Annotated in this window: 4 protein-coding genes and 1 tRNA gene; 1 reads left to right on the forward strand and 4 read right to left on the reverse strand. The window is 44.7% G+C overall.

What is annotated here, in order from left to right; all coding sequences use genetic code 11:
• Positions 1-464 precede the first annotated feature (464 nt).
• Entirely contained in the window at positions 465-1358 is an 894-nt protein-coding gene (locus HMPREF2983_RS04870; RefSeq protein ID WP_070667199.1) for a hypothetical protein, read from the reverse strand.
• A gap of 192 nt (positions 1359-1550) precedes the next feature.
• Between HMPREF2983_RS04870 and HMPREF2983_RS04875 the strand changes: the two genes are divergently transcribed.
• A complete protein-coding gene (locus HMPREF2983_RS04875; protein WP_070667200.1) occupies positions 1551-4121 on the forward strand; it encodes a glycoside hydrolase family 88 protein in 2571 nt (856 codons plus the stop codon).
• 73 nt (positions 4122-4194) lie between these two features.
• On the opposite strand, the gene HMPREF2983_RS04880 is transcribed toward HMPREF2983_RS04875, so the two are convergent.
• The 3 genes from HMPREF2983_RS04880 to HMPREF2983_RS04890 all read right to left on the reverse strand — a co-directional run bounded on the left by HMPREF2983_RS04880 (position 4195) and on the right by HMPREF2983_RS04890 (position 6146).
• Positions 4195-4267: transfer RNA gene (locus tag HMPREF2983_RS04880), tRNA-Lys, on the reverse strand.
• 182 nt (positions 4268-4449) lie between these two features.
• Positions 4450-5556: an AI-2E family transporter gene (locus HMPREF2983_RS04885; RefSeq protein WP_070667202.1), complete on the reverse strand. Its 1107-nt coding sequence runs from the start codon at positions 5554-5556 to the stop codon at positions 4450-4452.
• Positions 5557-5561: 5 nt separating this feature from the next.
• Positions 5562-6146, reverse strand: coding sequence for a thymidine kinase (locus HMPREF2983_RS04890; protein ID WP_004371524.1), 585 nt, complete (start codon positions 6144-6146; stop codon positions 5562-5564).
• Between the last annotated feature and the right edge of the window lie 377 nt (positions 6147-6523).

Here is a 6523-nt window from a genome sequence, read left to right on the forward strand (position 1 = left end):
TTCGCATTTGGTAGTTGAAACTACCATATGTTAATTCTTTTCAAGTATGTTTACAATTGCTTTCGCATAGCCGGCATATTCGAAACACAACCTTTCCTCGCTCAGAATACGCGAGTTTTGAGGCCTCTTCGTAAGGTGTTGACAGTCAACATGTTATCCAATTTGATGCTTTTTAAAGTGTTTGGCAACATTGAAAATACTCGCCTTCTGCGTCACTTCAGCTTGTCATCTGCGTCAAAATGCGTGGTGTTTTCAAGCACTTGGCAGGGTGAAATGATGCAGATAGCGAGCTAAAGTGACAGAGATTGCAAGACTTGAAGCTAAAAACGAGGGCATCGAAGCTAAGAAATGGTTGCGCTTGTCACAAAAAGTGGTCTTTCTTTTTCTATTTGGTGATCCGTAGAGATGTTAAAAACAGGGAAAGAAACTGAACAAAATCATTTCCTGTTTCCCTGTCTGTCACCTTACTTTTCCTGCCATATCCTGCTGATACCGTCATAGGTTGAAAAGCCGTCTTCTTGCTTTTTCAACTTCAATTCATAATGGACAGAGTCAATGACATGAGTTGAATTTCGGGAAAGGAAACGCACTGTTCCACGCTGGAGCATTTCATCTTCCGAGATAAAAGTGGTTTCTGCATCTACTTCCATGTCTTTGTTGAGTCTGTCAACTACCTTTTTCGGCAGTATCTTCTGCCAGTTCCTGCAGTCTGTCTGCTTGGCATAAGCAGGCGTACAGAAGGCATCTGCAATCATTTGCAGCAAGGTTTGGTCAACTGGTTTCTGTTGACATTCGTGTATCCATGACCTGAAAAACTCAGCAGCTTCGTCCGATTCGTCCATTGCTATGCTTATAAGTGTTCTCTTCATCCTGCCGTCTTGTCCGTAGAAGAGCGTGTAAATCCAGCATGCATCGCTTTCAGGAAAGCAGTTGGAAATACCGATATAGACTGTCGTTTGCGTGATGAGTTTTACATATGCAGGGTAGAGTTGCAGATAAGGTTGAGGCTTTCGATGCAGGTTTTTGGTGGTGAATTCCTGCTTGTCAACAAGTAGTTTGCCATCTTTATAAAGCGTGATGAGCACGATTTTGTCATAGAAGTCTTCATGCTTCACCTTATATGGTGCGTCAGCTGATTGCAGGATGACACGCCACCCCGCACAGGTGGTATCGGCATCGAGCGTGAGATTCTTGTAGGTTTTACTTGTTTTCTGCCCTTTGAACGATTGTTTCGGTGCGGATATCGTGCTTGGTTGTGCCAACACTCTGGTTTCTTTGCATGCTGATTGCAGCATGATGACAAGCCATGTAGAAAGCAATGAGGCGGTAAATGTGAGGAAATGTCTTGTGTTCATCATGCTTGTGATGTTGTTTCTGGGGCAAATATAGCAAATAATTCACGAAGTGAAAAGCATCCATGTGACTTTTTTTAACAATAGTATACCCATGCATTCGTGCTTTTTCTTTATCTTTGTAAGCGGAGATATATACCTATTATATATTTAAAAGACAAACAAATACGTTAAAAACAAAACCTACTAAGAATCTCTATGAACAAGTTTTCAGTATTGATTTTAATGGTGTTCTTCCCGTTGATTGCCTTGGCCGACGGTTGGAACGAAGCCGAGTATCGGGCGATTGAGCGTTCGATTGAGCAGCCAAAGATAGCGAAGCGCACTGTCGTTATCACGAAATTCGGAGCCAAGACAACGGCTTCTGCAGCACAAAATCAGCAGGCAATCCACCGCGCTATTGCTTATTTAGCGAAGCAGGGAGGCGGAAAGGTGATTGTTCCTGCTGGAAAGTGGCAGACAGGTGCCTTGCGTTTAGCATCGGGAATAGAGCTTGTTGTGAGTAAGGATGCCTTGCTTCAGTTTGTTTTCGATCGTTCACTTTATCCCTTGGTGAAGACATCTTGGGAGGGAATGATGTGCTGGAACTACAGTCCCTGCATTTATTCTTACGGCGCAGATGACGTGGTTGTGTCGGGAGAAGGCACGATTGACGGAGGCGGTTCGAATGAAACTTGGTGGCCAATGTGCGGGAAACAAGTCTTCGGTTATGTCAAAGGAGTGACCAAGGAGGCGCAGGTGTCGGGCTCACGCAGGCGACTTCAGCAGCTTGCAGAAGACGATGTGCCATGGGATGAGCGTCGTTTTGGCTTGGGACAAGGCCTCCGTCCGCAGCTCATTAACTTCGTAAAAGGAAACAGAGTGCGTGTTTCGGGGGTCACATTACTGCATTCTCCCTTCTGGGTTATTCATCCTTTGCTCTGTAAGAACGTAACCGTTGACAGTGTAAAGATTTGGAATGAAGGGCCCAATGGTGATGGTTGTGACCCTGAAGGATGTGAGAACGTATTGATTCAAAACACTCATTTCCACACGGGAGATGACTGTATAGCGATTAAAAGCGGTCGGAATAACGATGGACGGATGTGGAATAAGCCTTCGAGAAACATCATAATCCGCAATTGTGTGATGGAAGATGGACATGGAGGTATCGTCATTGGGAGTGAGATTTCAGGTGGATGTAAGAACGTATATGCCGAAGACTGCACCATGGATTCGCCGCATCTGGACCGTGTTCTGCGTATCAAGACGAACAATTGTCGCGGTGGTCGCATTGAAAATATCAACATGCGACGTGTTAAAGTGGGGCAATGTAAGGAAGCAGTCGTTAAGATTAACCTTGATTATGAACCCAAAGAGCCCTGTTATCGTGGCTTCGAACCAGAGGTAAGAGACGTGAATGTAGAGGATGTTACGTGCCGGAAGAGTGCTTACGGCGTACTGATTGTGGGGCGTGACAGTGTGGAAAATGTGTCGGATATACGCTTGAAAGACTGTGTTTTCAATGGTATTGGCAGAGAAAACGTAAGGATAACGGGCAAAACTCGTAACGTGAAGTTTGACAATGTCATGATGAACGGCTCATTGGTATTGGCATCCGAAGACCGTCCTTATAAGAGTATGGCGCAATGGATGACTTATTCGGAGATGAAACGTACACCGAAATCCTATCTGCTTGACTTCGCTTCGAAGCCTCGTTGGAACTATGCTGTGGGCATAGAACTCGAGGGATTGCTTGATACCTACCGTGTTCATGGAGACGATTCTATCTTGAATTATCTGCATACATATAGGCAAAAGATGATTGATGAGCGTGGAGATGTAGTGGGATATGACTATAATGCATTCAATCTTGATAATGTAAGACCTGCTAAGTTCATTCTTCGCATGCAACAGTATGGGGCAAGGAAAGGGGAGAAGATAGCTTTGAAAACCTTTATGAAGCAGCTTCTGAACCAGCCAAGAACAAGAGAAAGCGTGTTCTGGCATAAGGCGATATATGCCAATCAGGTGTGGCTTGACGGCATATTCATGGGCTTACCGTTCTATTGCGACTATGCTGTGAAGAACTGTTCTCCACGGAAAGCCCGCCGAATTCTTGATGATGCAGTCAATCAGATGATGCAGACTGACAGACGAACTTACGATGAGAAAACCGGTCTTTGGAAGCATGCGTGGGATGAAACTCATAGACAATTTTGGGCAAATCTACTCACTGGACAGAGTCGTCACACGTGGGCTCGTGCGCTCGGTTGGTATGTTATGGCGATGACCGAGTGCCTTGATGTCATGCCGGATGACTATCCCCGCAAGGCAGAAGTAGTGGCATTGTTGCAGAAAGTGATGAAAGCTGTCGTGCAATATCAGGATAAAAAGAGTGGAGTTTGGTATGATGTGTTGGACGTTGAGAGTCCGAAGAACTATTTGGAAAGCACAGCTTCGTGCATGTTTGCCTATGTTTTACTGAAAGGTTCGCGTATGGGCTGGCTTGATACTGACTTCAATGAGGCTGGAAAGCGAGCCTATGAAGGCATTCTGAAGCGTTTTATTCGTGTGAATAAAGACCGTACAATCTCGCTGACGGATTGCTGCAGTGTGAGTGGACTCGGTCCAGGCAAAGGACCGTTCGTGCCTGCAGGCAAGGAAAACTATAAGCGTGACGGCAGCTTCGACTATTATATGAGCGAACCAATCCGCGATAACGACGCCAAAGGTATTGGCCCGTTTATCTGGGCTTCGCTTGAAATGGAACGGTTGAATGCACAATGATGAAATGCTGTTCCCTGCATGTTATGAAAAGAAAAAAGAGGAGTTCAATTTTGAACTCCTCTTTTTTATCTTGTGACTCGCATGGGGCTCGAACCCATGACCCCAACATTAAAAGTGTTGTGCTCTACCAACTGAGCTAGCGAGTCAGTCAACTTCCTGTTCGAAAGCGAGTGCAAAGGTACTTATTTTAATTGAAACAGGGAAAGACTTATGGGGATTATATACTTTAATTTAATATATTTAACAAATCAAGGAGTATTATAAAGTGAGACGCTCGTCCTCGAAAGGTGTCGCATGTCAATAGTTCTTGGGCTTTTACCGAAGCCTTTTATTCTTTGATTTCGACCTCTAAATGGGGTTTGTTTTGCCCTTGTTCCTCTTTCGTTATATAGCGCTGCCAGTAAGCAATGAGCAGGGTTGTAAGTGGAAGTGCTATGATCAAGCCGATGAAACCGAGCAGTGCACCCCATATTGAGAGCGACAACAGCAGGATAGCAGGGTTGAGTCCCATTGCTTTTCCCATGATCTTGGGGGTCACAATGAAGTCGGTAATTGCCTGAACTACGATGAAAACAAGCAATGCCAAGCCAAAAACAATCCAGAAATTCTGCCCGGTATCCGCTGCTTTCAGCATCGCAAGAAAGGCTGTTGGAATGAGTGCAAAGGTGTGAAGATAGGGCACCAAATCAAGTATTCCGATGAGAATACCCAGACCGATAGCCATGGGGAAGCCAATGATTGTAAAGCCGATACAGAACATAATGCCCATACAGAGTGCCACAAGTCCTTGACCTCGCACGTAATTATTAAGCTCACGCTTCACATCTTGCAGGAGTTCTTGCCAGAAAGGACGGTTCTTTTTAGGGAAAATACGTATCCAGTTGGTCGTTAAGTACTCATAATCCAGCAGGATAAAGAACATATATAATAAGGTGATGGCAGAGGCGATAATGCTCAGGATGACACTGGCCGTCTGGCTTACAAACGAGAAAAGCTTAGGCATTGCGCTCTTGATGGTGTCGCCAAAGTCCTTACTTTTGAAGAAACGTTCTATGTGTTCTTGGTTTGCCTGTATCCATTCTGAGATGTAATTCGTCAGGTTGTTGGTGTGCGTAGTGTGGTGAACCCAGCGCATAAGAACGGTTTGAAGCTTGTCGAACTGCTCTATCATGGGGGGTACGATGAGGTAGAATACACCTCCGATGACAGCTATAACCAGCAGCATTGTAAGCAGAATGCTGATTGCGCGCACACGGATATGCAGCTTGTTTTCTATGAACTGTACTACCGGATAAAGCAAATAGGCCATAAACCATGCAATGAAGAACGGCAGAAGTACGTTGCTCAGATAGTTGACCAGCAACAAAATCGCAATGATTAACAGGCCGGTTCCTACCCAACGGATAAGCTGATCGAAGGTAATCTCTTTTCTCATAATTCCTATTTCTTTTCCTCTTTCAATGCTTTCTGATAGCAGGCACGGCACAACGGTTCATATTCTGCCTGCTCACCCAACATCACCCGATGCTCATCTGCCACCAAACGATGACTCACATAGGCCAATGCGCCGCACTTTACACATATGGCATGCACCTTGGTTACCTCGTCGGCAATGGCACAGAGGGCTGGAATTGGCCCGAAAGGAACCCCTTTGAAGTCCATGTCAAGCCCTGCAATGATGACGCGGATGCCACGGTTTGCCAGCTCATTGCACACATCAACGAGATTGTCATCAAGGAATTGAGCCTCGTCAATGCCTACAACGTCAATGTCGGATGCCAGCAACAGTATCGCGCCCGAAGCGTCTATCGGCGTTGAATGGATTGAGTTCTGGTCGTGACTCACGACATCTTCTTCCGAATAGCGCGTGTCGATTGCCGGCTTGAAGATTTCAACTTTCTGCTTGGCAAACTTAGCTCGCTTCATTCTTCGTATCAGTTCTTCGGTCTTTCCAGAGAACATTGAACCGCATATCACCTCGATTCTGCCCGGGCGATGTGCCTCAACAATTAGATTTTCTACCATGATGGCTACAAAGTTAAGAAAAAAAACGGGAATAGTTACTTGGAAAAGAAGGAAAAAGATGAAGCAAATTTTGTGTGCAGCTGCTTCTTTTTAAAAAGTTTCTCATTGTCTTTTAGTTTGCTGTAACCATTGATTTAGAAGGTCATCAGTGGCAAGTATGAGGTCATGCTCATTCTACATACAAGATGACAGGGATGATTTGACGCGGTTTTTCAGCATTTCAAAGTGAGATAATGATGTTGGATATCTGCATCATCTGATTTTAATATCTTCAGTGATATGTATATGTTTCAAGGTGTCATGCCTGTAAAACGGTTTGCTTTCTGTAAAGATTGTTATATGGTTTTTAACATTTGGTAGTTTCAACTACCAAATGC

Origin of the sequence: Prevotella sp. HMSC077E09, assembly GCF_001814685.1 — a bacterium.
In the GTDB taxonomy this organism is placed as follows: Bacteria; Bacteroidota; Bacteroidia; order Bacteroidales; family Bacteroidaceae; genus Prevotella; species Prevotella oris.

What these genes read in the sequence shown, in the direction of transcription:
- HMPREF2983_RS04885 (WP_070667202.1), bottom strand. Translation starts at nt 5,556, where the DNA reads ATGAGAAAAGAGATTACCTTCGATCAGCTTATCCGTTGGGTAGGAACC.
- HMPREF2983_RS04890 (WP_004371524.1), bottom strand. Translation starts at nt 6,146, where the DNA reads ATGGTAGAAAATCTAATTGTTGAGGCACATCGCCCGGGCAGAATCGAG.
- HMPREF2983_RS04875 (WP_070667200.1), top strand. Translation starts at nt 1,551, where the DNA reads ATGAACAAGTTTTCAGTATTGATTTTAATGGTGTTCTTCCCGTTGATT.
- HMPREF2983_RS04870 (WP_070667199.1), bottom strand. Translation starts at nt 1,358, where the DNA reads ATGATGAACACAAGACATTTCCTCACATTTACCGCCTCATTGCTTTCT.